Here is a 22049-nt window from a genome sequence, read left to right as displayed (position 1 = left end):
GGACGTCACCATGCAATACGGCAAAACCCTTGTGCTCATCGCCGCACTGTTCGCCGGCCAGGCCTCGGCTCATGGCCTGTGGACGGAACAACGGCGCGGCAACATCGAAGTGATTTACGGCCATGGCGCCGAAGACAACGCCTTCAAGGCACAGAAAATCAGCGGTGCCTGGGCCTACGATGTGGGCGGCAAGATGATTCCGGTCAGCGTCGAGCGTCTGGCGGATCACGCCCGTTTGAAGCCGCTGAAGTCGCCCGCAGTGATGGCCGTGGCACTGAACAATGGCATGTGGTCGCAAACCGCTGACAAGAAGTGGATCAACCAGGGCCGCAGCAAAGTGCCGGGCGCTGTCGAGGCGACCGAGACGTTCAAATACAGCCTGGCGATTTACCAGCCGGGAGCGAAGTTGCCCAAGCTCGATCAACTCAAATTGCTGATTCTGCCGGAGGTTGATCCGTTGACCGTGGGGCCCGGCAAGTCATTGCCGGTGCGGGTGTTGCTCGACGGCAAACCGGCGGCGGGGGTGAAGTTGATCGGCGACTATCGCAGCGCGCCGAACACGCTGAGCACCGAAACTGACAAGGATGGCCGGGCGCAGGTGTTGGTCAGGAATGAAGGGTTGAATGTGATTGCGGCGCAGGTTGAGGTGCCGGTGAAGGACAGTGGTGATGTGAATAGTCGTGGGCTGTTCAGCTCGCTGACATTCCTTGGCGAGCCGCATCACGAATAAGAGCAGACCCTCACCCCAGCCCTCTCCCGGAGGGAGAGGGGGCCGACCGCGTTGTCCTTGCGAAGCACATCGACCTGAAAGACCGAGTCGATTATGGATTCGGTAAAGCAGCATCAGGTCGGTGCAATTCAACAGCATCCCCCAATCAGTCCCCTCTCCCTTTGGGAGAGGGGGCCGACCGCGTTGTCTTGCGAAGCACATCGACCTGAAAGACCGAGTCGATTATGGATTCGGTAAAGCAGCATCAGGTCGGTGCAATTCAACAGCATCCCCCAATCAGTCCCCTCTCCCTTTGGGAGAGGGGGCCGACCGCGTTGTCTTGCGAAGCACATCGACCTGAAAGACCGAGTCGATTATGGATTCGGTAAAGCAGCATCAGGTCGGTGCAATTCAACAGCATCCCCCAATCAGTCCCCTCTCCCTTTGGGAGAGGGAGCCGACCGAGTTGTCTTGTGAGGTACATCGACCTGAAAGACCGAGTCGATTATGGATTCGGTAAAGCAGCATCAGGTCGGTGCAATTCAACAGCATCCCCCAATCAGTCCCCTCTCCCTTTGGGAGAGGGTTAGGGTGAGGGGCTCTTGCCTTTAAAGCTCGCCAAGCCCATCGATCAGCGCCTGATTCTGCTCCGGCGTGCCAATCGAAATCCGCAGGAACTGCGCGATCCGCTCCTGCTTGAAGTGCCGCACGATCACGCCCTGCTCACGCAATTTAGCCGCAAGTCCCGCCGCATCATGCTGCGGGTGCCGCGCAAAAATGAAGTTCGCCGCCGACGGCAGCACTTCAAAACCCTTAGCCTGCAACTGCGCAATCACCCACTCACGGCTCTCGATCACCAATCGGCAGGTCTTGTCGAAATACTCGCGATCTTCGAACGCAGCAGCAGCACCGACAATCGCCAGACGATCCAGCGGATACGAGTTAAAGCTGTTCTTGATCCGCTCCAGCGCTTCGATAAGATCCGGATGCCCCACCGCCAGACCAACGCGCAAACCCGCCAACGAACGCGACTTGGACAGCGTCTGCGTCACCAGCAGGTTCGGATAACGATCGACCAGACTGATCGCCGTATCGCCGCCGAAGTCGATGTACGCCTCATCAACAACCACAACTGAATCCGGGTTGGCCTTGAGGATTTGCTCGACCGCGTCCAGCGCCATCAGGCAGCCAGTCGGTGCGTTCGGGTTAGGGAAGATGATCCCGCCGTTCGGCTTGGCGTAGTCGGCCGGATCAATCTGGAACTGTGCGTCGAGTGGCACCGCATCGTATTTGATGCCGTACAAACCACAGTAAACCGGATAGAAGCTGTAGCTGATGTCCGGGAACAACAGCGGCTTATCGTGTTGCAGCAAGCCGTGGAAAATGTGCGCGAGCACTTCATCCGAACCATTACCGAGGAACACTTGATTGCTCTGCACGCCGTAGTAGTTGGCAACCGCTGTTTTCAGCAGATCGCTGTTCGGATCCGGGTACAGACGCAGGTTATCGTTGAGTTCGACCTGCATCGCCGCCAAGGCTTTTGGCGATGGGCCGTACGGGTTTTCGTTGGTGTTGAGCTTGACCAGTTTGGTCAGCTTCGGCTGTTCGCCCGGCACGTACGGCACCAGATCCTTGACGAACGGGCTCCAGAATTTACTCATCGCTCAGTTCCCCTGCCCTTGAAGAAAGTCTTCGTCTTTGATGCGGTATTCGGCGCTGCGCGCGTGGGCACTCAGCGATTCGCCACGGGCCAGCACGGAGGCGGTTTTACCCAGTTCGGATGCGCCAGCTTCGGAGCAGAAGATGATCGACGAACGTTTTTGGAAGTCGTACACGCCCAGCGGCGAAGAGAACCGCGCGGTGCCAGAGGTCGGCAGCACGTGGTTCGGGCCTGCGCAATAGTCGCCCAGTGCTTCCGAGGTGTGACGGCCCATGAAGATCGCGCCGGCGTGGCGGATCTGCGGCAGCCAGGCTTGCGGGTCAGCGACCGATAACTCCAGGTGTTCCGGAGCGATGCGGTTGGCGACTTCGATCGCTTGCGCCATGTCTTTCACATGAATCAGCGCACCACGACCATTGATCGAGGTTTCGATGATCGTTGCGCGATCCATGGTCGGCAGCAGTTTGTCGATGCTCGCGGCAACCTTGTCGAGGAACTCGGCGTCCGGGCTGACCAGAATCGCCTGCGCGTCTTCGTCGTGTTCGGCTTGCGAGAACAGGTCCATGGCGATCCAGTCCGGATCGGTCTGGCCATCGCACACCACGAGGATTTCCGAAGGGCCGGCGATCATGTCGATGCCGACCTGGCCGAACACGTGGCGCTTGGCCGTGGCGACATAGATGTTGCCCGGACCAACCACCTTATCGACTTTCGGCACGCTTTCGGTGCCGTAAGCCAACGCGGCTACCGCTTGCGCGCCACCGATGGTGAATACCCGGTCAACGCCAGCGATGCATGCGGCCGCCAGCACCAACTCATTGATCTCACCGCGCGGCGTCGGCACAACCATGACCACTTCGGTCACGCCGGCGACCTTGGCCGGAATCGCGTTCATCAACACCGACGACGGGTACGACGCCTTGCCGCCCGGCACGTACAGACCGGCGCGATCCAGTGGCGTGACCTTCTGGCCGAGCACGGTGCCGTCGGCTTCGGTGTAGCTCCAGGAATCCTGCTTCTGTTTTTCGTGGTAGCTGCGTACGCGGGCCGCGGCTTTTTCCAGTGCTTCGCGCTGCGCCACGGTGATGCGGGTCAGGGCCAGTTCCAGACGCTCGCGCGGAAGGATCAGATCAGCCATCGAAGCGACTTCAAGACCGTCGAACTTCTGGGTGAACTCGACCAGCGCCGCGTCACCGCGCTCGCGCACAGCCTTGATGATGTCCAGCACCCGCTGATTGACCGAGTCGTCAGACACACTTTCCCAGCTCAGCAGATGATCCAGATGATGCGCGAAATCCGGGTCAGCAGCGTTGAGTCGGCGAATTGCAGTCGTTGCGGTCATAGCGAGAGCCTCATAGGAATGGCAAAAAACTCAGGCGCCCGAAACTATCATTCGATCCGCTTAGGCACCTGAGAATTCTGGCTATGAGGCGGATAGACGGCGCGACCTGGGGTCGCGCAGGTAAATCAGCCGCGGTGTCGCGATTCCACTGCGTTGCGCAGGGTATCGATCAACGCCTGGATTCGGGCGTGTTGCATTTTCATCGAAGCTTTATTGACGACCAGGCGCGAGCTGATCGTGGCGATCAGTTCCTGAGGTTCCAGGCCGTTGGCGCGCAGGGTGTTGCCGGTGTCGACCACGTCGATGATCTTGTCGGCCAGACCGATCAGCGGTGCCAGCTCCATCGAGCCGTACAGCTTGATGATGTCGACCTGACGGCCCTGCTCGGCGTAGTAACGCTTGGCGACGTTGACGAACTTGGTCGCCACGCGCAGACGGCCCTTGGGTTCCGGCGCGCCAATCTTGCCGGCGGTCATCAGCTTGCACTGGGCAATCTGCAGATCCAGTGGCTCGTACAGGCCCTGGCCGGTGTATTCCATCAACACGTCTTTACCGGCAACGCCGAGGTCAGCCGCGCCATGCTCGACATACGTCGGCACATCGGTGGCACGCACGATCAGCAGACGAACATCGTCCTGCGTCGTGGGAATGATCAGCTTGCGGCTCTTGTCCGGATTCTCGGTCGGCACGATGCCCGCTTCGGCGAGAAGCGGCAGGGTGTCGTCAAGGATGCGGCCCTTGGACAGTGCGATGGTCAACATGGGAAACGTCAGTCCTTATCAAGGTACTCATGTCCGGTCGCAATCGGCGCCGGACACACATCGAGCCGGAAACCGGCTCGACTCAAAACGAATTCAGTGGACACGTCCCTGTGTCCCGATGCAGCAATCAGCCCGGAACGCGACGGATCTTGGCGCCCAGCATCTGCAGCTTTTCTTCGATGCACTCGTAACCACGGTCGATGTGGTAGATGCGGTCGATCAGGGTATCGCCTTCGGCAACCAGCGCCGAGATCACCAGACTGGCCGAAGCACGCAGGTCGGTGGCCATGACTGGCGCGCCCTTGAGGACTTCAGTACCGGTGACGATGGCGGTGTTGCCTTCGACCTGGATCTTGGCGCCCATGCGGTGCAACTCGTACACGTGCATGAAACGGTTTTCGAAGATCGTCTCGATCACCGCACCGGTGCCTTCGGCAATGGCGTTGAGCGAGATGAACTGCGCCTGCATGTCAGTCGGGAAAGCAGGGTACGGCGCAGTGCGCACGTTGACCGCTTTCGGACGCTTGCCGTGCATGTTCAGCTCGATCCAGTCTTCACCGCAGGTGATTTCTGCGCCGGCTTCACGAAGCTTTTCCAGAACGGCTTCGAGGATGGTCGGATCGGTGTCCTTGACCTTGACGCGGCCACCGGTCACGGCAGCGGCGACCAGGTAGGTGCCGGTTTCGATACGGTCAGGCATGACCTTATAGAAAGCCGAACCCAGACGCTCGACGCCATCGATGGTGATGGTGTCGGTGCCAGCGCCGGAAACCTTGGCGCCCATGGCGTTGAGGAAGTTCGCCAGGTCAACCACTTCAGGTTCGCGAGCGGCGTTCTGCAACACGCTGCGGCCCTTGGCCAGAGCAGCGGCCATCATGATGTTCTCGGTACCGGTCACGCTGACAGTGTCGAAGAAGAAGTGCGCGCCACGCAGGCCGCCTTCAGGCGCCTTGGCCTTGATGTAGCCGCCTTCGACGTCGATGACCGCGCCCATGGCTTCAAGACCACGGATGTGCAGGTCAACCGGACGCGAACCGATGGCGCAACCGCCAGGCAGTGCCACTTCGGCTTCACCGAAACGGGCAACCATCGGGCCCAGCACCAGGATCGACGCACGCATGGTTTTCACCAGCTCGTACGGAGCGATCAGGGTCTTGATGGTGCGCGGGTCGATTTCGACGCTGAGTTTCTCGTCGATCACCGGCTCAATGCCCATGCGACCGAACAGCTCGATCATGGTGGTGATGTCGTGCAGGTGCGGCAGGTTGCCAACGGTCACCGGGCCATCGCACAGCAGCGTGGCTGCCAGGATCGGCAGAGCGGAGTTTTTTGCGCCGGAAATGCGGATCTCGCCATCAAGACGAGCGCCACCGGTAATAATCAATTTATCCATAAGAATCTCGACGCCCTTAGGCTCAGGTGCGCTCGGCCCAGGCCGCGCTGCTGAAAAATTTCATAGTGACCGCATGGATGCTGCCATCGGTGATCCATGGGTTCAAATGGACATAGATCTGCTGCTGACGCTTCACCGGGCTCAACGCCGCCAGTTCATCGCTAATCACGTTCAGCTGGAAATTGCAGCCTTCGCCCTCAACTTCTACCAACGTTCCGGGCAGCTTTCCTTCAAGGAAGCTCTTCACTTCTACGGCCTGCATGCTCAACCTCAATCGGCGCCCTGTGCGCACGGGTCGGACATCATACAAAAAAGCCCCGCGCCTGCGAACCCCGCAAGGCAGGACTCTGACGGGGGGCTTCTTTATTGATGCGGGTTCAGGGGTGCGCCAACAGTTCGGTCAGCTCACTGACCTGAGCGATTTCGCGCATGTCTTCGGGCATCGCGCGGATGCTGACAGCCTTGCCGGCCGCATTGGCATCGCGCATGAAGCACAGCAGCAACGACAAACCGACGCTGCTGGACTTCTTCACCGCCGAGCAGTCGATCACCAGCGAAGACGCCTTGCTGGACTTGATCAGCGCCTGGCCTTCCTTGCGCAAGTCAGCGCCGGTACGGTAATCCAGCACTCCGCTGAGCAGAAGCTCGTCGACATCACTCATACGAACTGCGGCCTCGTTCATTGCGCTGGCTTCTCGGCAGCTTTATCCGTGGATTCCTTGGCCTTGGCGACTTCACCAGCCCAATTGTTGATGGTCTTGTCCAGGTCATTGCCATTGCGCTGCATGGCGTCGGCGAACTGATCACGGAACAGCTTGCCGATGTTGATGCCGTTGATGATCACGTTGCGCAGTTTCCACTCGCCGTTGATCTTCTCGAGCGTGTACTGCACAGGGTAGATCGCACCGTTAGTGCCCTTGACGGTCATGCCGACGCTGGTGCGATCGCCCGACTCATCCTTGGCCGGATCAACAGTAATGCCCTGATTGTTGTACTCGAGCAAGGCGTTGCCGTAGAACTGGAACAGGCCTTTCTTGAAGTTTTCCTGGAAGGTCTGCATCTGCGCAGGCGTAGCCTTGCGCGAATACTTGACCGTCATGATGCTTTTGGAAATGCCCTCAGCATCCACCACCGGACCGACGATGGTGTTCAGCGCCGTGTAGAAATCCTGCGGATCCTGCTTGTACTTCTCTTTGTTGGCCGACAAGTCGGCAAGCATCCGGTTCGTGGTGTCCTGAACCAGATCATGCGCAGACTGTGCCGCCACAGCGTTACCCATCAGTGGCAATGCCGCGAGCAACACCAACAGGCCACGTCGCAAGGTAGAGATCATTCAAAAGCTCCTCATTTGGCGTCTTTGCTAACGGTATTGAGCAGGAATTTACCGATCAGGTCTTCCAGTACCAGAGACGACTGCGTGTCGTGGATGGTTCCACCATCCTTCAGCGGTTTGTCTTCTCCGCCTACGCTGATACCGATGTACTTCTCGCCCAGCAGACCAGCGGTCAGGATAGACGCTGTAGAGTCAGTCGGCAGGTTGTCGACCTTTTTATCCACTTGCAGGGTGACTCGACCGGTAAAGCTGTCGCGATCCAGATCGATCGCCGTGACCTTGCCGATGGTCACACCGGCCATGGTCACTTTGGCTCTGACCGTCAAACCGGCGATATTGTCGAAGTAGGCATACAGTTTATAGGTGTCGGTGGTCGACGTCGGAGACAGGCCACTGACCCGCAACGCAAGCAGCAACAAGGCCAGGATCCCTGCCAGCAGGAACAGGCCGACACCGATTTCCAGGGTGCGGTTTTGCATCAGAAATCTCCAAACATCAAAGCGGTCAGAATAAAGTCGAGGCCGAGCACTGCCAGCGAGGCAAACACCACGGTCTTGGTGGTGGCGCGACTGATGCCCTCGGAAGTGGGCTCACAGTCATAGCCTTGGAATACGGCGATCCAGGTCACTACAAAGGCGAAAACGATACTTTTGATCACGCCATTGAGCACGTCACTGGTGAAATTCACGCTGTTCTGCATGTTTGCCCAATAAGAGCCTTCATACACACCCAGCCAGTCGACAGCCACCCACGAACCGCCCCAGATGCCGACCACGCTGAAAATCATTGCCAGCACCGGCAGGGAAATGAAGCCGGCCCACAGGCGCGGGGCAATAATGTATTTGAGCGGATCGACGCCGATCATTTCGAGGCTGGAAAGCTGTTCGGTGGACTTCATGTTGCCGATCTCTGCGGTCAGCGCCGACCCGGCACGACCGGCAAACAACAGCGCAGTCACCACCGGCCCCAGCTCACGCAACAGGGTCAGCGCAACCATCTGCCCCACCGCCTGCTCCGAACCGTAGCTCGACAGAATGCTGAAGCCCTGCAGGGCCAGCACCATGCCAATGAAAATCCCCGAAACGACGATGATCACCAGCGACATCACGCCGACCGAGTGCAACTGTTTGACCAGCAGACTGAAACCGCCGCTGATACCGCCACGCCCCAACAGGGCATGAAACAGGAACAGCGTCGCCCGACCGAACACCGCAACGGCGTCGACCGCCGCCTCGCCGAACCGGCGCACGCGTTCTATTAATGAAATTCTGCGCATCAGCGCTTCCCCAGAAGATCTGCGCGGTAATCCGTCGCTGGAAAATGGTACGGCACCGGGCCATCGGGATCGCCGGTCATGAACTGACGGATACGCGGCTCGTCCGAGTTCATCAACTCGTCCGGCGTCCCCTGCCCCAGCACCTGACCGTCACCGACGACATAGATATAGTCGGCAATGCTCGCAGTTTCCGCCAGATCGTGGGACACCACGATACTGGTGATCCCCAGCGCATCATTGAGCAAACGGATCAGACGGACCAGCACGCCCATGGCAATCGGGTCCTGCCCGACGAACGGTTCGTCGTACATGAGAATCTGCGGATCGAGCGCAATGGCCCGCGCCAGAGCAACGCGACGCTTCATGCCGCCGGACAGCTCATCGGGCATCAATTCGATTGCGCCACGCAGACCGACCGCCTGCAATTTGAGCAGGACGATGTCGCGGATCATTTCTTCCGGCAAATCGGTATGAACACGCAGGGGGAAAGCCACGTTCTCGAACACATCGAGATCGGTGAACAGCGCGCCGCTTTGAAACAGCACACCCATGTGCTTTCGCGCATCGAACAGATCGCTGCGCGAAAGCGCAGGCAGGTTCTGACCGTTGACCCAGACTTCGCCGCTGGAAGGACGCAGTTGCGCGCCCATCAATCGCAGCAATGTGGTCTTGCCACACCCGGAAGGCCCCATGATGCCGGTAACCTTGCCGCGCGGGATGCGAATATCGACGTTATTGAAAATGCTGCGCGCACCGCGCTTGAAGGAGACTCCCTTCAGCTCGACCGCGTAGGCGTTATCGGCACTCATCTAAACTCCTTGCGATGCAGCCTCTCACTCGGACGCCTGTCTTTACTTAAAAAGTACGTACACCCCGGGCAGGCCGAACTGGCGGCGAACTATATCACTGCAAAGGCGACGCGCCCAAGGCTTGTGCCAGCCTGTGTTCGGCGATATGACAGGTCTGCGGGTTGTTTTTCCCGGTTTTGGTAACGAGGAATGACAAAGCACGACGAACTTGCGTGAGGCTTTGCAACATAACCGCTATAATCGCCGCCTTTTCATCGGGCTATACGATTTCTGACATGAGCCAATCCAGCGACCTGATTCAATCGGCACAACGCACCATCCAACTCGAAGTGGAAGCCGTACAAGGCTTGTTGCCCCATATCGACGCCGATTTCGTACGTGCTTGCGAGATGATTCTGGCCAGCAAGGGCCGTGTAGTCGTGGTCGGCATGGGCAAATCCGGGCACATCGGCAACAAGATCGCCGCGACCCTGGCCAGCACCGGCACCCCGGCCTTTTTTGTCCACCCGGCCGAAGCCAGCCATGGCGACATGGGCATGATCACTCGCGATGACGTGATCCTGGCCCTGTCGAATTCTGGCTCGACCAACGAAATCGTCACCTTGCTGCCGCTGATCAAGCGTCTGGGCATCCAGTTGATCAGCGTAACCGGCAACCCGCAGTCACCGCTGGCGAAGGCGGCCGAGGTCAATCTCAACGTTCACGTCGAGCATGAAGCCTGCCCGCTGAACCTGGCGCCGACCTCATCGACGACAGCGGCACTGGTAATGGGTGACGCGCTGGCCGTAGCGTTGCTGGAAGCACGCGGCTTCACCGCTGAAGACTTTGCGTTCTCGCACCCGGGCGGAGCCTTGGGCCGTCGCCTGCTGCTGAAAGTGGAAAACGTCATGCACGCCGGACAGGAGCTGCCACAAGTACAACGCGGTACGCTGCTCAAGGACGCACTGATGGAAATGACCCGTAAAGGTCTGGGCATGACCGTCATCCTTGAAACCGATGGCAAACTCGCCGGGATCTTCACTGACGGCGATCTGCGCCGCACGCTGGATCGCAGCATCGATATTCGCAGCGCCACCATCGATCAGGTCATGACCGCTCACGGCAAGACTGCCCGCCCCGAAATGCTGGCCGCCGAAGCCCTGAAAATCATGGAAGACCACCGAATCAACGCATTGGTAGTCGTAGACGAAGAAGATCGCCCGGTCGGCGCCTTCAACCTCTCCGATCTGCTGCGCGCAGGAGTCATGTAATGAGCAACGATCTGCTGCAACGCGGCAAAGCGATCAAACTGGCGGTTTTCGACGTCGACGGTGTTCTCACCGACGGACGCCTGTATTTCCTTGAAGACGGCAGCGAATTCAAGACCTTCAATACCCTCGACGGCCAGGGCATCAAAATGCTGATGAACGCCGGCGTGCAGACCGCCATCATCAGCGGTCGCAAGACACCGGTGGTCGAACGTCGCGCGAAAAACCTCGGCATCCCGCACCTGTTTCAGGGGCGTGAAGACAAATTGGTTGTTCTCGACGGTCTTCTCGAGCAACTGGGCCTAAGCTATGAAGAGGTGGCCTATCTCGGTGACGACCTGCCCGATCTGCCGGTGATTCGCCGCGTAGGTCTAGGCATGGCCGTGGCCAACGCTGCCGACTTCGTCCGCGAACACGCCCATGGCGTGACCCGCGCTCGCGGTGGCGAAGGTGCCGCCCGCGAATTCTGCGAATTGATCCTGCGCGCCCAGGGCCGCCTCGATGCGGCCAACGCCGCGTACCTGTGAGCCAAACCATGTTCAGCAAAAAATTTCGTAACGTCCTGCTGTTCGGCTGCATCGCTGCGATTTTCGCCGCGGTCGGCTATTGGAATATCAGTCCGGAACGCTTTCTCGACAAACCACCAGTCACCTCGGTGGAAACGCCTATCGACTGGTATGCGACCAACACGCACACCCTGCAATACCTGCCGGATGGCAAGGTGCAATATGAAATGACGTCGGAAAAGGCCGAGCACGTGAAGGCAACCGATATCACCCTCGTGACCAAACCCGATCTGAACATGTACCGCGGAACGGAATTTCCGTGGCACGTGACCAGTGAGCGCGGCGAAGTGAACTCAGGCGGTACCGAAGTCGAACTGATCGACTCGGTACGCGTTGCGCGCACCGATGAAAAGAAGCGTGACATCCTGATCACTTCCACTCGCATGACCGTGTTCCCGCAGCAGGAATATGCGCAGACCGAGCAACCCGTTAGAATCGACGGCGCTGGCGGTGTATCGACTGGCGTTGGAATGAAAGCGTACCTGAAGGAAAGCAGGATACACCTGCTATCGAACGTAAGAGGACAGTATGAGGCTCGTTAAAACCCTCCCTATTTTGCTCAGTCTGGGCGCAGCACTGGGAAGCGTGAGCGCCTGGGCTCTGCCGAACGATCAGCAGCAACCTATCCGCATTCAGGCCGACGACGCCCAACTGGACGACAAGAACGGCATCGCCACTTATAAAGGTGATGTGATCATCACCCAGGGCTCGATGAAGGTCACCGGCAATACCGTGACCATCACTCGTACCCCGGCCGGCGATATCGACGTGGTGACTTCGGTAGGCAACCTTGCCTACTTCGAACAACTGCAGACCGCTGGCGACACCAAGCCGGTTCAGGGCTGGGGCGTGACGATCCAGTACCACGCCGCGCAAAACCGCGTCGTACTGATCGACAAGGCCAAGGTGGTCGACAAGGACAACAACACGACTCAGGGCGAGAAAATCGTCTATGACACCGTGAAGAAACTGGCCAGCGCCGGTCGCGCTACCGGCAGCAAGGTCACCGAGGCGCGTCCACGCATCGACATGGTGATCCAGCCGAAGAAGAAAACCGACGAGAAAACCCAGTAATGGCAACTCTGAAAGCTCAGCACCTGGCCAAGGCCTATAAAAGCCGCCAGGTCGTGCGTGACGTCAGCCTGTCGATCGACAGCGGCCAGATCGTCGGCCTGCTCGGCCCGAACGGTGCCGGCAAGACCACGTGCTTCTACATGATCGTCGGCCTGGTACAGGCCGATCAGGGCCGCGTGCTGATCGACGATCTGGACGTCAGCCATCAGCCAATGCACGGTCGCGCCAAGGCCGGTATCGGCTATCTGCCGCAAGAAGCGTCGATCTTCCGCAAACTGTCGGTGGCCGATAACATCATGGCCATCCTCGAGACCCGTCAGGAACTCGACAAGGCCGGCCGTCGCAAGGAGCTGGAAAGCCTGCTGCAGGAATTCCACATCAGCCACATCCGCGACAACCTCGGCATGAGCCTTTCCGGCGGTGAACGCCGCCGGGTGGAAATCGCTCGCGCACTGGCGACCGCACCGAAATTCATCCTGCTCGACGAACCGTTCGCCGGTGTCGACCCGATTTCGGTCGGCGACATCAAGCAGATTATCCACCACCTCAAGGCCAAGGGTATCGGTGTGCTGATCACCGACCACAACGTCCGTGAGACGCTGGACATCTGCGAAACCGCTTACATCGTCAACGATGGTCAACTGATCGCCGAAGGCGACGCAGAAACCATCCTGGCCAACGATCTGGTCAAGGAAGTGTATCTGGGCCACGAGTTCCGCCTGTAAGCGCAACAGTGCCCGGTGCGCCGCCGGGGCGCTGTATCGATTCAAGCAGGATTTAATACGCTTTAATTGTTACAGCGCTCTAGGCAAACACTTCAGTTTCAGGCATATAATTTGCTTAAGTTTGGCGCTTCGGCGCCCTGTAGTGGATGGCGCATAGCGCCGGCGAATAAGGTGTTAAGCCCCTGCCATGAAACCATCGCTAGTCTTGAGAATGGGCCAGCAGCTGACGATGACACCGCAGCTGCAACAGGCCATCCGCCTGCTCCAATTGTCGACCCTGGATCTGCAACAGGAAATCCAGGAGGCGCTGGAATCCAATCCGATGCTCGAACGCCAGGAAGAAGGCGAAGACTTCGACAATTCCGACCCTATGGCCGACAACGCCGAACAGAAGCCCAACACCGAGATCCAGGAACCTTCCTATCAGGAAACCGCCCCGACGGTCGACAACCTCGAGGACGGCGAATGGAACGAGCGCATCCCCAACGAACTTCCGGTCGACACCGCCTGGGAAGACGTCTACCAGACCAGCGCCAGCAGCCTGCCCAGCAACGATGATGACGAGTGGGACTTCACCACCCGCACCTCTGCCGGCGAGAGCCTGCAAAGCCATTTGCTGTGGCAACTGAATCTCGCACCGATGTCCGACACCGATCGCCTGATCGCCGTGACCCTGATCGATTGCATCAACAATCAGGGCTACCTCGACGAAACCCTCGAAGAAATTCTTGAGGCGTTCGACCCGGAACTGGACATCGAACTGGACGAAATCGAAGCCGTCCTGCACCGCATTCAACAGTTCGAACCAGCCGGCATCGGTGCGCGCAACCTCGGCGAATGCCTGTTGCTGCAATTGCGCCAGCTATCGGCCAAGACACCTTGGCTGGCTGAAGCGAAACGTCTGGTTACCGACTACATCGACCTGCTGGGCAGCCGCGACTACAGCCAGTTGATGCGCCGCATGAAGCTCAAGGAAGATGAACTGCGTCAGGTCATCGAACTGGTGCAGAGCCTTAATCCGCGTCCAGGTTCGCAGATCGAATCCACCGAAGCCGAATACGTTGTGCCAGACGTCATTGTGCGCAAGGACAATGAGCGCTGGCTGGTCGAGTTGAACCAGGAATCGGTGCCACGCCTGCGCGTCAACGCCCAGTACGCGGGTTTCGTCCGTCGCGCCGACACCAGCGCCGACAACACCTTCATGCGTAACCAGTTGCAGGAAGCCCGCTGGTTCATCAAGAGCCTGCAGAGCCGCAACGAAACCCTGATGAAAGTTGCCACCCAGATCGTCGAGCATCAGCGCGGTTTTCTGGAATACGGCGACGAAGCCATGAAGCCGCTGGTCCTGCACGACATCGCCGAAGCGGTCGGCATGCACGAGTCGACGATTTCGCGGGTGACCACGCAGAAATTCATGCATACCCCGCGCGGTATTTATGAGCTGAAATACTTTTTCTCCAGCCACGTCAGCACCTCCGAAGGCGGCGAATGCTCGTCCACGGCGATCCGCGCGATCATCAAAAAACTGGTTGCCGCGGAAAATCAGAAAAAGCCGTTGAGTGACAGCAAGATCGCTGGTTTACTGGAGGCACAAGGCATTCAGGTGGCTCGCCGCACCGTCGCCAAGTACCGCGAATCCCTCGGGATCGCGCCTTCGAGCGAACGCAAGCGGTTGATGTAAGCCACGTTACAGCGTTCCAGTGGCAGGCTATCCAGCCTGCCGCTTTATGCACTGGCAACGAAGGAGAAGCTGTATGCAAGTCAACATCAGTGGACACCAACTGGAAGTGACCCAACCTCTGCGTTCCTATATCGAGGAAAAACTCCAACGACTGGAGCGACATTTCGACAAGATCACCAACGTGCAGGTCACGATGTGCGTCGAAAAGCTGAAGCAGAAAATCGAAGCCACCTTGCATATACCCGGCAGCGAAGTGGTCGCCAACGCGGAACATACCGATATGTACGCGGCGATCGACGCCTTGACCGACAAGCTGGATAAACAACTCAAAAAGCATAAGGAAAAGACCCAGAGCCTGCTCCAGGGCGCGACCGGTCGATAACCCCCCACCCCATGATCCGACTTGAAAGTATCCTGACCCCCGGCCGTTCTCTCGTGAACGTGCCGGGCGGCAGTAAAAAGAAAGCCCTCGAACAAATTGCCAACCTGATCGCCCGCGAAGTGCCGGATCTGGAGATGCAAGATGTCTTCGAGGCCCTGATTGCCCGTGAAAAACTCGGTTCCACCGGTTTTGGCAACGGCATCGCCATTCCTCACTGCCGCCTCAAGGGTTGCGAAGCGCCTATCAGTGCGCTGATGCACCTTGAAGCACCTATTGATTTCGACGCCATCGACGGTGCGCCGGTTGATCTGCTGTTCGTATTGCTGGTCCCGGAAGCCGCCACCGATGCGCACCTGGAGTTGCTGCGTCAGATCGCCAGCATGCTCGACCGCAAGGATGTTCGCGATAAACTGCGTAGTGCCGCGAGCAACGAAGCCTTGTATCAGGTTGTCCTGGACGAGCAGAACGGGCACTAATCATGCGCTTGATCATCGTCAGCGGCCGTTCCGGCTCGGGTAAAAGTACGGCTCTGGATGTCCTTGAGGACAACGGCTATTACTGCATCGACAACCTGCCTGCAGGCTTGCTGCCGGAATTGGCCGAACGCGCGCTGATTCACACTGAGCTGGCGCAACCGCTGGTGGCCGTATCGATCGATGCGCGCAACCTGCCGAGTCATCTGACGCGCTTTCCCGAACTCCTTGAAGATGTCCGGGCCAAGCACATCCAGTGCGATGTCCTGTATCTGGACGCCGACGAAGAAACCCTGCTCAAGCGTTTCTCCGAAACCCGTCGTCGCCATCCGCTGAGCAACGCCAATCGCTCGCTGGCCGAGGCGATTCAGGATGAAACCGCCCTGCTTGGCCCGATCGCCGACCTCGCCGATCTGAAAATCAACACCACCAATCTGAACCTGTACCAGTTGCGCGACACCATCAAGCTGCGCCTGCTGAATCAGCCGGAGCCGGGTACCGCGTTTCTGGTCGAGTCATTCGGCTTCAAGCGCGGCATGCCGGTAGACGCGGATCTGGTGTTCGATGTGCGCTGCCTGCCCAATCCGTACTGGAAGCCGGAACTGCGTGCGCAATCAGGTCTCGATGCGCCAGTGGCCGAATACCTCGCGGCGCAGCCGGAAGTCGAAGAAATGTTCCAGGACATCTTCACCTACCTGCACAAGTGGCTGCCGCGCTTCGCCGCGAGCAACCGTGCCTATGTCACCATTGCCATTGGCTGCACCGGCGGGCATCACCGCTCCGTCTACCTGACCGAACGCCTGGGTCAGGCCCTGCAGAAAACCCTGAAGAATGTCCAGGTTCGCCACCGCGACCTCACTTAAAGGATTCACACCGCGATGCCTGCTCTGGAAATCGAAATCATCAACAAGCTGGGCCTGCATGCCCGCGCATCGGCCAAGTTTGTCGGAGTGGCCGGGCAGTATCCGGATTGCACGATCAGAGTGGGACGCACGCCAGAGACTACCGTCGATGGCAAAAGCATCATGGCGATGATGATGCTGGCAGCTGGCAAGGGCACCAGGATCTATCTGAGTACTGAAGGGCATCAGGATCAGGAGGCGCTGGATGCGCTGGTGGCGCTGATCAACAACTATTTCGACGAGGGCGGTTGATCCGCCGGTGAGGGAGCTTGCTCCCTCACTTTTGTTCAGCCCAACGCGGTATCCATCACCATCATCAAACAAAACCCGATCAACAAGCCAAGACTGGCCAGTTTGTCATGACCATTGCGTCGCGACTCGGGAATGACCTCGTGGGTCACCACCAGCAACATTGCCCCTGCCGCCAGTGCCAACCCTAATGGCAACAACACCTGCGCAAGGCTGACCAGCCACGCACAAAGCAGGGCAAACACCGGTTCGACCAGACCAGACGCCGCGCCGATCAAAAACGCTTTGACCCGCGACATCCCCGCCCCGGCCAATACCAGCGCAATCACCAGACCTTCCGGCACATCCTGCAAAGCAATGCCCATGGCCAAGCTGTCCGCATCCGGCATGCCGCCGCCTGCAGAAACACCAACCGCCATGCCTTCAGGGATGTTGTGGGCAATGATGGCGAAGACGAACAGCCAGATTCGCGGCGGGATCACCGGATGCTCGACAGTGCCGACGAGCATTTCCGGTGAAGCGCCGGAAACTTTGCGATCGACCAGATACAGTCCGAAAGCTCCGAGCATGATGCCGAAGCAAATCAGCCCACTGGCGCCCCACGGTGTCAGGCCCAGGTTTTCAGCGGCGGCAATGCCCGGCACGATCAACGAAAACGCCGTCGCCGCCAGCATCACGCCGGCGCCAAACCCCAGCAACGTATCGCTGAGCGCTTGCGGCATACGCCGAATCACCAGCACCGGCACAGCGCCAAGCGCCGTGCCGAGGGCGCAGATCGCACCGCCTTGCAACGCCCGCAACAGCCTCGGCTCCAGATTCAGCCATTCCAGCCCGTGGGCGACCAGCAAGGTCATGCCCGCCAACAGCAACAGCGATCCCACTGCGTAACGAAACATACGCCCACTTCCGATCGCCAGTGTTTCAGTGCCCATAGTCAGCCTTGGATTGTTTTTATAAAAGACTTAAACCAGTGCGGCCTGATAGCGCGCAGCCACTTCAGGCCAGTTAATTACGTTGTAGAACGCGTTGATGTATTCCGGGCGACGGTTCTGATAGCGCAGGTAATAGGCGTGTTCCCAGACATCGAGACCGAGAATCGGCGTGTTGCCGTTCATCAGCGGGCTGTCCTGATTGCCACTGCTTTCCACGATCAGCTTTTTCTCCGGGGTCACGCTGAGCCAGGCCCAGCCGCTGCCGAAGCGAGTCAGAGCGGCTTTGGTGAAGGCTTCCTTGAAACTGTCGAGACCACCCAGTTGCTCATCGATGGCCTTGCCCAGCGCGCCGTCCGGCTTACCGCCACCACTCGGCACCATCACTTCCCAGAACAGCGAGTGGTTGGCGTGACCGCCGCCCTGATTGATTACCGCCGCGCGGAGTTTTTCCGGCAATTGCTGAACGCTGGCGACGAGCTTTTCCACCGGCCACTCAGCGTATTCGGTGCCTTCTACGGCGGCGTTTAAGTTGTTGATGTAGGTCTGGTGATGCTTGGTGTAGTGAATCTCCATGGTCTGCGCATCGATATGCGGCTCGAGAGCGTCGTAGGCGTAAGGCAAGGCAGGCAAGGTAAAAGCCATTTCAATGGACTCCATGGTGGTTTGGGGCAGGCGCGCGGCGCGCATTGCCGGTATCCGGGTGCAGCAAACGCTGGGTCCGCGGGTATTCGCCGTGTTCGCTGATAAAATTCAGCAGCTCGACGTAGGTCTTGCTGCTCTGGCGCAGCGCCGCTTCACGCAATGCCAGACGCTGGCGTTCGTCCTGCATGGTCTGCAGCAGCCGTTGGTGGATGGCGCAGAGGTATTCAGCGCTCTCCTCCGGCTGATTCAAGCGCAGGTGCAAGTCAGCCAGGTTGTGGTGGGAGATGACGCAGGCCGCCACCGCTTCGTCGGCATCCGCCCAGCGTTCGAACAACACTTGCGCCAAGGCCAGGGCTTGCAGGTAAGCCTCGCGGGCGTCGATCAATTCGCCCAGCATGAAGCAGCGATTGGCCCGTTCGATCGTGCGTTTCCAGTGCTCCATGGTGAGCCTCCAAAGCGGTAGCGGGGTTTACACGCCGCCGGCGGTGAGTTTCTCGGGATTGAGCAACTCTTCCAGTTGGCTGCGCGACAGGTCGGTGTGTTCCAGAGCGACATCGATCACCGCGCGACCTTCTTTGTAGGCCTGCTTGGCGATTTCCGCGGCTTTCTGGTAACCGATGATCGGGTTGAGCGCGGTCACCAGAATCGGGTTGCGCGACAACGCTTCTTTCAAGCGCGACTCGTTGACCTTGAAGCTGGCAATGGCCTTGTCACCGAGCAGGCGGCTGGAATTGGCCAGCAACTCGATGCTGCTCAGCAGATTCTGGGCGATGATCGGCAGCATCACGTTGAGTTCGAAATTGCCCGACTGACCGGCGATGGTGATCACTGAATCGTTGCCGATGACTTGCGCGGCAACCATGGCGGTGGCTTCGGGGATCACCGGATTGACCTTGCCCGGCATGATCGACGAGCCCGGTTGCAAGGCTTCCAGTTCGATTTCGCCGAGGCCGGCGAGCGGGCCGGAGTTCATCCAGCGCAGGTCATTGGCGATTTTCATCAGCGACACTGCGGTGGCTTTAAGCTGGCCAGAGACAGCGACGGCGGTGTCTTGCGAGCCGATCAACGCGAACAGATCTTTGCCTGGGGTGAATTGCACATCGGTCAGTTGGCTGAGTTGGCGGCTGAAACGTGCGGCGAACTCAGGATGCGCGTTGATCCCGGTGCCAACCGCTGTGCCGCCCTGCGCCAGGGATTGCAGGCTCGGCAGCAAGTCTTGCAGGTGGGCGATGTTGGCCTTGAGCTGTTGCGCCCAACCATTGAGCACCTGGCTCATGCGCACCGGCATCGCGTCCATCAAATGCGTACGGCCGGTTTTGACGTGGTGATGTACTTGCTCGGCTTTGTGCTCGATCACCTGCACCAAATGCAGCAATGCCGGCAGCAGTTGTTCGTGCAGGGCCAGTGCGGCACTGACGTGGATGGTGGTCGGGATAATGTCGTTGCTGCTCTGACCGCAGTTGACGTGATCGTTGGCGTTGACCGTCTCACCGAGCAGGCGGCTGGCCAGGGTGGCGATCACTTCGTTAGCGTTCATGTTGGAACTGGTGCCGGAACCGGTCTGGAAGATATCCACCGGAAAATGCTGCATGAAATCGCCTTCGAGCAAGCCTTGCGCGGCGTCGCTGATGGCTTTGCCTTGGGCGGCGCTGATCTGGTTGAGTTCGACGTTGGCGCGGGCAGCCGCAGCCTTGGCGAGGATCAGCGCGCGGATGAATTGCGTCGGCATCGGCTTGCCACTGATCGGGAAGTTATCCACTGCGCGCTGGGTTTGCGCGCCGTAGAGAGCGTCCACCGGCACCTGCAGCTCGCCCATGCTGTCGCGCTCAATACGTGTCTTGGTCATCTGAAAATCCTTGCACCAGTTCAATAAGGGGAATCGAGGGAAGCAATTCGCAAGTGGCGAGCTGCCAGGTGTAGCGTTGCCAGCGTTTGAGCCGGCAGTTGCACAAAGACAGGCGCTCCATTTCACGCAACGGGCGCCAGGCTTGATCGAGGCAGATGCTCCGCCAGTGCCACGGCAAGGCGATGTCGGTGGCCGTGTCGAGCAGCAGACGGAAGGAGGTTTCAGCGATGGTCCAGGGAGAAGTCGCAGTGCAACAAGACAGATACCGGCCTTCGGCGAGGTAATGTTCGATCAGGCGCGGCTCGTCGGGATCAATCGCGCAACGGATCTGGCGACTCATCCAGCGCCAGCTTTCGAGGTACGGCTGCTCGTGCAAGGCAGAACTCATGATCCGGGGCTCATCCGATAATGAGATTTATTATTAGATGATAATGAGAACCAAAACAAGAGCACCGAGTTACACAGAGTCCATTGTGGGAGCGAGCCTGCTCGCGAAGGCGTCGTGCCGGTCACCACTGCGGTCGGCAGTGAAATCGCTTTCGCGAGCAGGCTCGCTCCCACATTGGTTTTGTATGGAGCCAATAAAAAAGGCGCGCCACCCGATGAGGTGGCGCGCCTTTTGTGTATGACGACTGGCGTTTAGCTGCCCGCGACAGTCATCCGTTCAATCAATACCGAGCCGGTGCGAATGTTGCTGCGCAGTTCCAAGTCATTACCCACGGCAACGATCTGCTTGAACATGTCACGCATGTTGCCGGCGATGGTCACTTCCTGCACCGCGAACTGGATTTCGCCGTTCTCGACCCAGAAACCCGCCGCACCACGCGAGTAGTCGCCGGTGACCATGTTCAGACCATGGCCCATCAATTCGGTGACCAGCAAGCCACGGCCCATACGCTTCAACAGCGCCGCCTGGTCTTCATCACCATGGGTGACGAACAGGTTATGCACTCCGCCGGCGTTCGCCGTGCTCGGCATACCGAGCTTGCGCCCGGAGTACGTGCCAAGGATGTACGAGACCAACTCGCCCTTTTCGACGAACGGTTTGGCGTACGTCGCCAGGCCGTCACCGTCATAGGAGGCGCTGCCCATCGCGCGCATCAAGTGCGGGCGTTCATCAATCGTCAGCCATTCCGGGAACAGCTTCTGCCCCAAAGTGCCTTCAAGGAACGACGATTTGCGATACAGACTGCCGCCGGACACCGCCGAGAGGAAGCTGCCGAAAAGACCGCCCGCCAGCTCTGCGGAAAACAGCACCGGCACTTCGCAAGTTGGCACCGGCCGCGCGCCCAGCCGGCTCGCTGCGCGTTGCGCGGCACGCTGACCAATGCTCACCGGATCGGCCAGCAATTCGCCCTGACGGCTCACGTCGTACCAGTAATCACGCTGCATCTGGCCATCGGCCTCGGCGATCATCACGCAGCTCAGGCTGTGCCGGGTCGATGCGTAGCCACCAATGAAACCGTGGCTGTTGCCGTAAACCCGGCAGCCCTGATGGGTGCTGAGGGTCGTGCCGTCGGCGTTCTTGATCCGCGCATCGGCGTCGAACGCCGCCGCTTCACAGAGCAAGGCCTTCTCGATCGCTTGCTCTGGCGTAATGTCCCACTCGTGAAACAGGTCGAAATCGTGCTGTTCCTTGGCCATCAACGCCGCATCGGCCAGACCCGAAGCCTCGTCTTCTGAAGTATGTTTAGCGATGGCCAGAGCCGCAGCGACGGTTTCGCGAATTGCATCCGGGCCGGTCGCCGAGGTGCTGGCCGAGCCTTTGCGCTGACCCACATACAGCGTGATGCCAAAACCCTGATCGCGGTTGAACTCGACGGTTTCGACTTCACGCTGACGCACTGATGTCGACAAACCCTGCTCCAGCGATACTGCGACTTCGCAGGCACTGGCGCCCTGACGCTTGGCTTCGGCGATGATCTGCTCGACTTGTTCCTGCAGTGCCGGCAATGCCTGCGGGCCGACGCTTTGAACTGCACTCATGCTCATCTCCACTCAAATTCTGCTTTCGGCTGGGGTCATCGAGCGACCGGGCCGGACAAGC

Annotated in this window: 27 protein-coding genes; 11 read left to right on the top strand and 16 right to left on the bottom strand. The window is 59.1% G+C overall.

All coding sequences use genetic code 11. The features are described 5' to 3' along the window. Positions 1 to 10: 10 nt before the first annotated feature. On the top strand, positions 11 to 730 hold the full coding sequence (locus U6037_RS04370; protein ID WP_322845920.1) for a DUF4198 domain-containing protein: 720 nt from the start codon (positions 11 to 13) through the stop codon (positions 728 to 730). 587 nt (positions 731 to 1317) lie between these two features. Here U6037_RS04370 and hisC read toward each other — a convergent pair. The 10 genes from hisC to U6037_RS04320 form a co-directional block, all read right to left on the bottom strand. Continuing rightward, entirely contained in the window at positions 1318 to 2370 is a 1053-nt protein-coding gene (gene hisC / locus U6037_RS04365) for a histidinol-phosphate transaminase (protein WP_322845919.1), read from the bottom strand. A 3-nt stretch (positions 2371 to 2373) separates the two neighbouring features. Next, a complete protein-coding gene (hisD, locus tag U6037_RS04360; protein WP_322845918.1) occupies positions 2374 to 3711 on the bottom strand; it encodes a histidinol dehydrogenase in 1338 nt (445 codons plus the stop codon). A gap of 125 nt (positions 3712 to 3836) precedes the next feature. After that, positions 3837 to 4472: an ATP phosphoribosyltransferase gene (hisG, locus tag U6037_RS04355; protein ID WP_007912384.1), complete on the bottom strand. Its 636-nt coding sequence runs from the start codon at positions 4470 to 4472 to the stop codon at positions 3837 to 3839. Positions 4473 to 4599: 127 nt separating this feature from the next. Beyond that, on the bottom strand, positions 4600 to 5865 hold the full coding sequence (murA, locus tag U6037_RS04350; RefSeq protein ID WP_007912385.1) for a UDP-N-acetylglucosamine 1-carboxyvinyltransferase: 1266 nt from the start codon (positions 5863 to 5865) through the stop codon (positions 4600 to 4602). A 22-nt stretch (positions 5866 to 5887) separates the two neighbouring features. Further along, positions 5888 to 6127, bottom strand: a complete 240-nt coding sequence (locus tag U6037_RS04345) for a BolA family protein (RefSeq protein WP_322845917.1) — start codon at positions 6125 to 6127, stop codon at positions 5888 to 5890. Between the two features lie 115 nt (positions 6128 to 6242). Then, complete coding sequence (locus U6037_RS04340) at positions 6243 to 6548, bottom strand: STAS domain-containing protein (RefSeq protein WP_242205265.1); 306 nt, start codon at positions 6546 to 6548, stop codon at positions 6243 to 6245. After that, positions 6545 to 7198: an ABC transporter substrate-binding protein gene (locus U6037_RS04335; protein WP_322845916.1), complete on the bottom strand. Its 654-nt coding sequence runs from the start codon at positions 7196 to 7198 to the stop codon at positions 6545 to 6547. Before U6037_RS04335 ends, U6037_RS04340 begins: the two co-directional genes overlap by 4 nt. A gap of 11 nt (positions 7199 to 7209) precedes the next feature. Further along, positions 7210 to 7677 carry an outer membrane lipid asymmetry maintenance protein MlaD gene (gene mlaD, locus U6037_RS04330; protein ID WP_007912400.1) on the bottom strand — a complete coding sequence of 156 codons (468 nt, stop codon included), beginning with the start codon at positions 7675 to 7677 and terminating at the stop codon, positions 7210 to 7212. Continuing rightward, positions 7677 to 8474 carry a lipid asymmetry maintenance ABC transporter permease subunit MlaE gene (gene mlaE / locus U6037_RS04325; protein ID WP_322845915.1) on the bottom strand — a complete coding sequence of 266 codons (798 nt, stop codon included), beginning with the start codon at positions 8472 to 8474 and terminating at the stop codon, positions 7677 to 7679. Before mlaE ends, mlaD begins: the two co-directional genes overlap by 1 nt. Further along, positions 8474 to 9283: an ATP-binding cassette domain-containing protein gene (locus U6037_RS04320; RefSeq protein ID WP_242205272.1), complete on the bottom strand. Its 810-nt coding sequence runs from the start codon at positions 9281 to 9283 to the stop codon at positions 8474 to 8476. Before U6037_RS04320 ends, mlaE begins: the two co-directional genes overlap by 1 nt. A 275-nt stretch (positions 9284 to 9558) precedes the next feature. On the opposite strand from U6037_RS04320, the gene U6037_RS04315 reads away from it, so the two are divergent. The 10 genes from U6037_RS04315 to U6037_RS04270 all read left to right on the top strand — a co-directional run bounded on the left by U6037_RS04315 (position 9559) and on the right by U6037_RS04270 (position 16585). Next, entirely contained in the window at positions 9559 to 10533 is a 975-nt protein-coding gene (locus U6037_RS04315) for a KpsF/GutQ family sugar-phosphate isomerase (protein WP_007912405.1), read from the top strand. Beyond that, on the top strand, positions 10533 to 11057 hold the full coding sequence (locus U6037_RS04310) for a KdsC family phosphatase (RefSeq protein ID WP_007912407.1): 525 nt from the start codon (positions 10533 to 10535) through the stop codon (positions 11055 to 11057). Before U6037_RS04315 ends, U6037_RS04310 begins: the two co-directional genes overlap by 1 nt. Positions 11058 to 11065: 8 nt before the next feature. Beyond that, positions 11066 to 11638, top strand: a complete 573-nt coding sequence (lptC, locus tag U6037_RS04305; protein ID WP_322845914.1) for an LPS export ABC transporter periplasmic protein LptC — start codon at positions 11066 to 11068, stop codon at positions 11636 to 11638. Next, positions 11625 to 12170, top strand: coding sequence for a lipopolysaccharide transport periplasmic protein LptA (lptA, locus tag U6037_RS04300; RefSeq protein WP_034154485.1), 546 nt, complete (start codon positions 11625 to 11627; stop codon positions 12168 to 12170). The genes lptC and lptA overlap by 14 nt, the downstream gene beginning before the upstream one ends. Beyond that, complete coding sequence (gene lptB / locus U6037_RS04295) at positions 12170 to 12895, top strand: LPS export ABC transporter ATP-binding protein (RefSeq protein WP_008085069.1); 726 nt, start codon at positions 12170 to 12172, stop codon at positions 12893 to 12895. Before lptA ends, lptB begins: the two co-directional genes overlap by 1 nt. A 187-nt stretch (positions 12896 to 13082) precedes the next feature. Then, positions 13083 to 14576, top strand: a complete 1494-nt coding sequence (locus U6037_RS04290; protein ID WP_242205276.1) for an RNA polymerase factor sigma-54 — start codon at positions 13083 to 13085, stop codon at positions 14574 to 14576. Positions 14577 to 14649: 73 nt separating this feature from the next. Then, complete coding sequence (gene hpf, locus U6037_RS04285) at positions 14650 to 14958, top strand: ribosome hibernation-promoting factor, HPF/YfiA family (protein ID WP_008085073.1); 309 nt, start codon at positions 14650 to 14652, stop codon at positions 14956 to 14958. Between the two features lie 11 nt (positions 14959 to 14969). Then, the gene (gene ptsN, locus U6037_RS04280; protein WP_322845913.1) at positions 14970 to 15434 is read left to right on the top strand and encodes a PTS IIA-like nitrogen regulatory protein PtsN; all 465 of its coding nucleotides are present in this window, start codon (positions 14970 to 14972) and stop codon (positions 15432 to 15434) included. Between the two features lie 2 nt (positions 15435 to 15436). Further along, positions 15437 to 16294, top strand: coding sequence for an RNase adapter RapZ (gene rapZ / locus U6037_RS04275; protein ID WP_242205280.1), 858 nt, complete (start codon positions 15437 to 15439; stop codon positions 16292 to 16294). A gap of 15 nt (positions 16295 to 16309) precedes the next feature. Continuing rightward, positions 16310 to 16585 (top strand): HPr family phosphocarrier protein, encoded by a 276-nt coding sequence (locus U6037_RS04270; RefSeq protein WP_322845912.1) that lies wholly within the window; start codon positions 16310 to 16312, stop codon positions 16583 to 16585. Positions 16586 to 16620: 35 nt separating this feature from the next. On the opposite strand, the gene U6037_RS04265 is transcribed toward U6037_RS04270, so the two are convergent. From U6037_RS04265 to pmbA, 6 genes are all read right to left on the bottom strand, one after another. Continuing rightward, a complete protein-coding gene (locus U6037_RS04265) occupies positions 16621 to 17514 on the bottom strand; it encodes a ZIP family metal transporter (RefSeq protein WP_322845911.1) in 894 nt (297 codons plus the stop codon). 30 nt (positions 17515 to 17544) lie between these two features. Continuing rightward, the gene (locus U6037_RS04260) at positions 17545 to 18156 is read right to left on the bottom strand and encodes a superoxide dismutase (protein WP_322845910.1); all 612 of its coding nucleotides are present in this window, start codon (positions 18154 to 18156) and stop codon (positions 17545 to 17547) included. 1 nt (position 18157) lies between these two features. Then, positions 18158 to 18598 carry a hypothetical protein gene (locus tag U6037_RS04255; protein ID WP_322845909.1) on the bottom strand — a complete coding sequence of 147 codons (441 nt, stop codon included), beginning with the start codon at positions 18596 to 18598 and terminating at the stop codon, positions 18158 to 18160. Positions 18599 to 18625: 27 nt separating this feature from the next. Further along, the gene (locus U6037_RS04250; protein WP_322845908.1) at positions 18626 to 20002 is read right to left on the bottom strand and encodes a class II fumarate hydratase; all 1377 of its coding nucleotides are present in this window, start codon (positions 20000 to 20002) and stop codon (positions 18626 to 18628) included. After that, on the bottom strand, positions 19983 to 20390 hold the full coding sequence (locus tag U6037_RS04245; RefSeq protein WP_322845907.1) for a FagA protein: 408 nt from the start codon (positions 20388 to 20390) through the stop codon (positions 19983 to 19985). Before U6037_RS04245 ends, U6037_RS04250 begins: the two co-directional genes overlap by 20 nt. Before the next feature lie 251 nt (positions 20391 to 20641). After that, positions 20642 to 21988 carry a metalloprotease PmbA gene (gene pmbA, locus U6037_RS04240; RefSeq protein WP_034154475.1) on the bottom strand — a complete coding sequence of 449 codons (1347 nt, stop codon included), beginning with the start codon at positions 21986 to 21988 and terminating at the stop codon, positions 20642 to 20644. Positions 21989 to 22049: the final 61 nt, after the last annotated feature.

The organism is Pseudomonas sp. B33.4 (assembly GCF_034555375.1).
Lineage (GTDB): Bacteria > Pseudomonadota > Gammaproteobacteria > Pseudomonadales > Pseudomonadaceae > Aquipseudomonas.
This window is presented reverse-complemented; position numbering and strand designations above follow the sequence as displayed.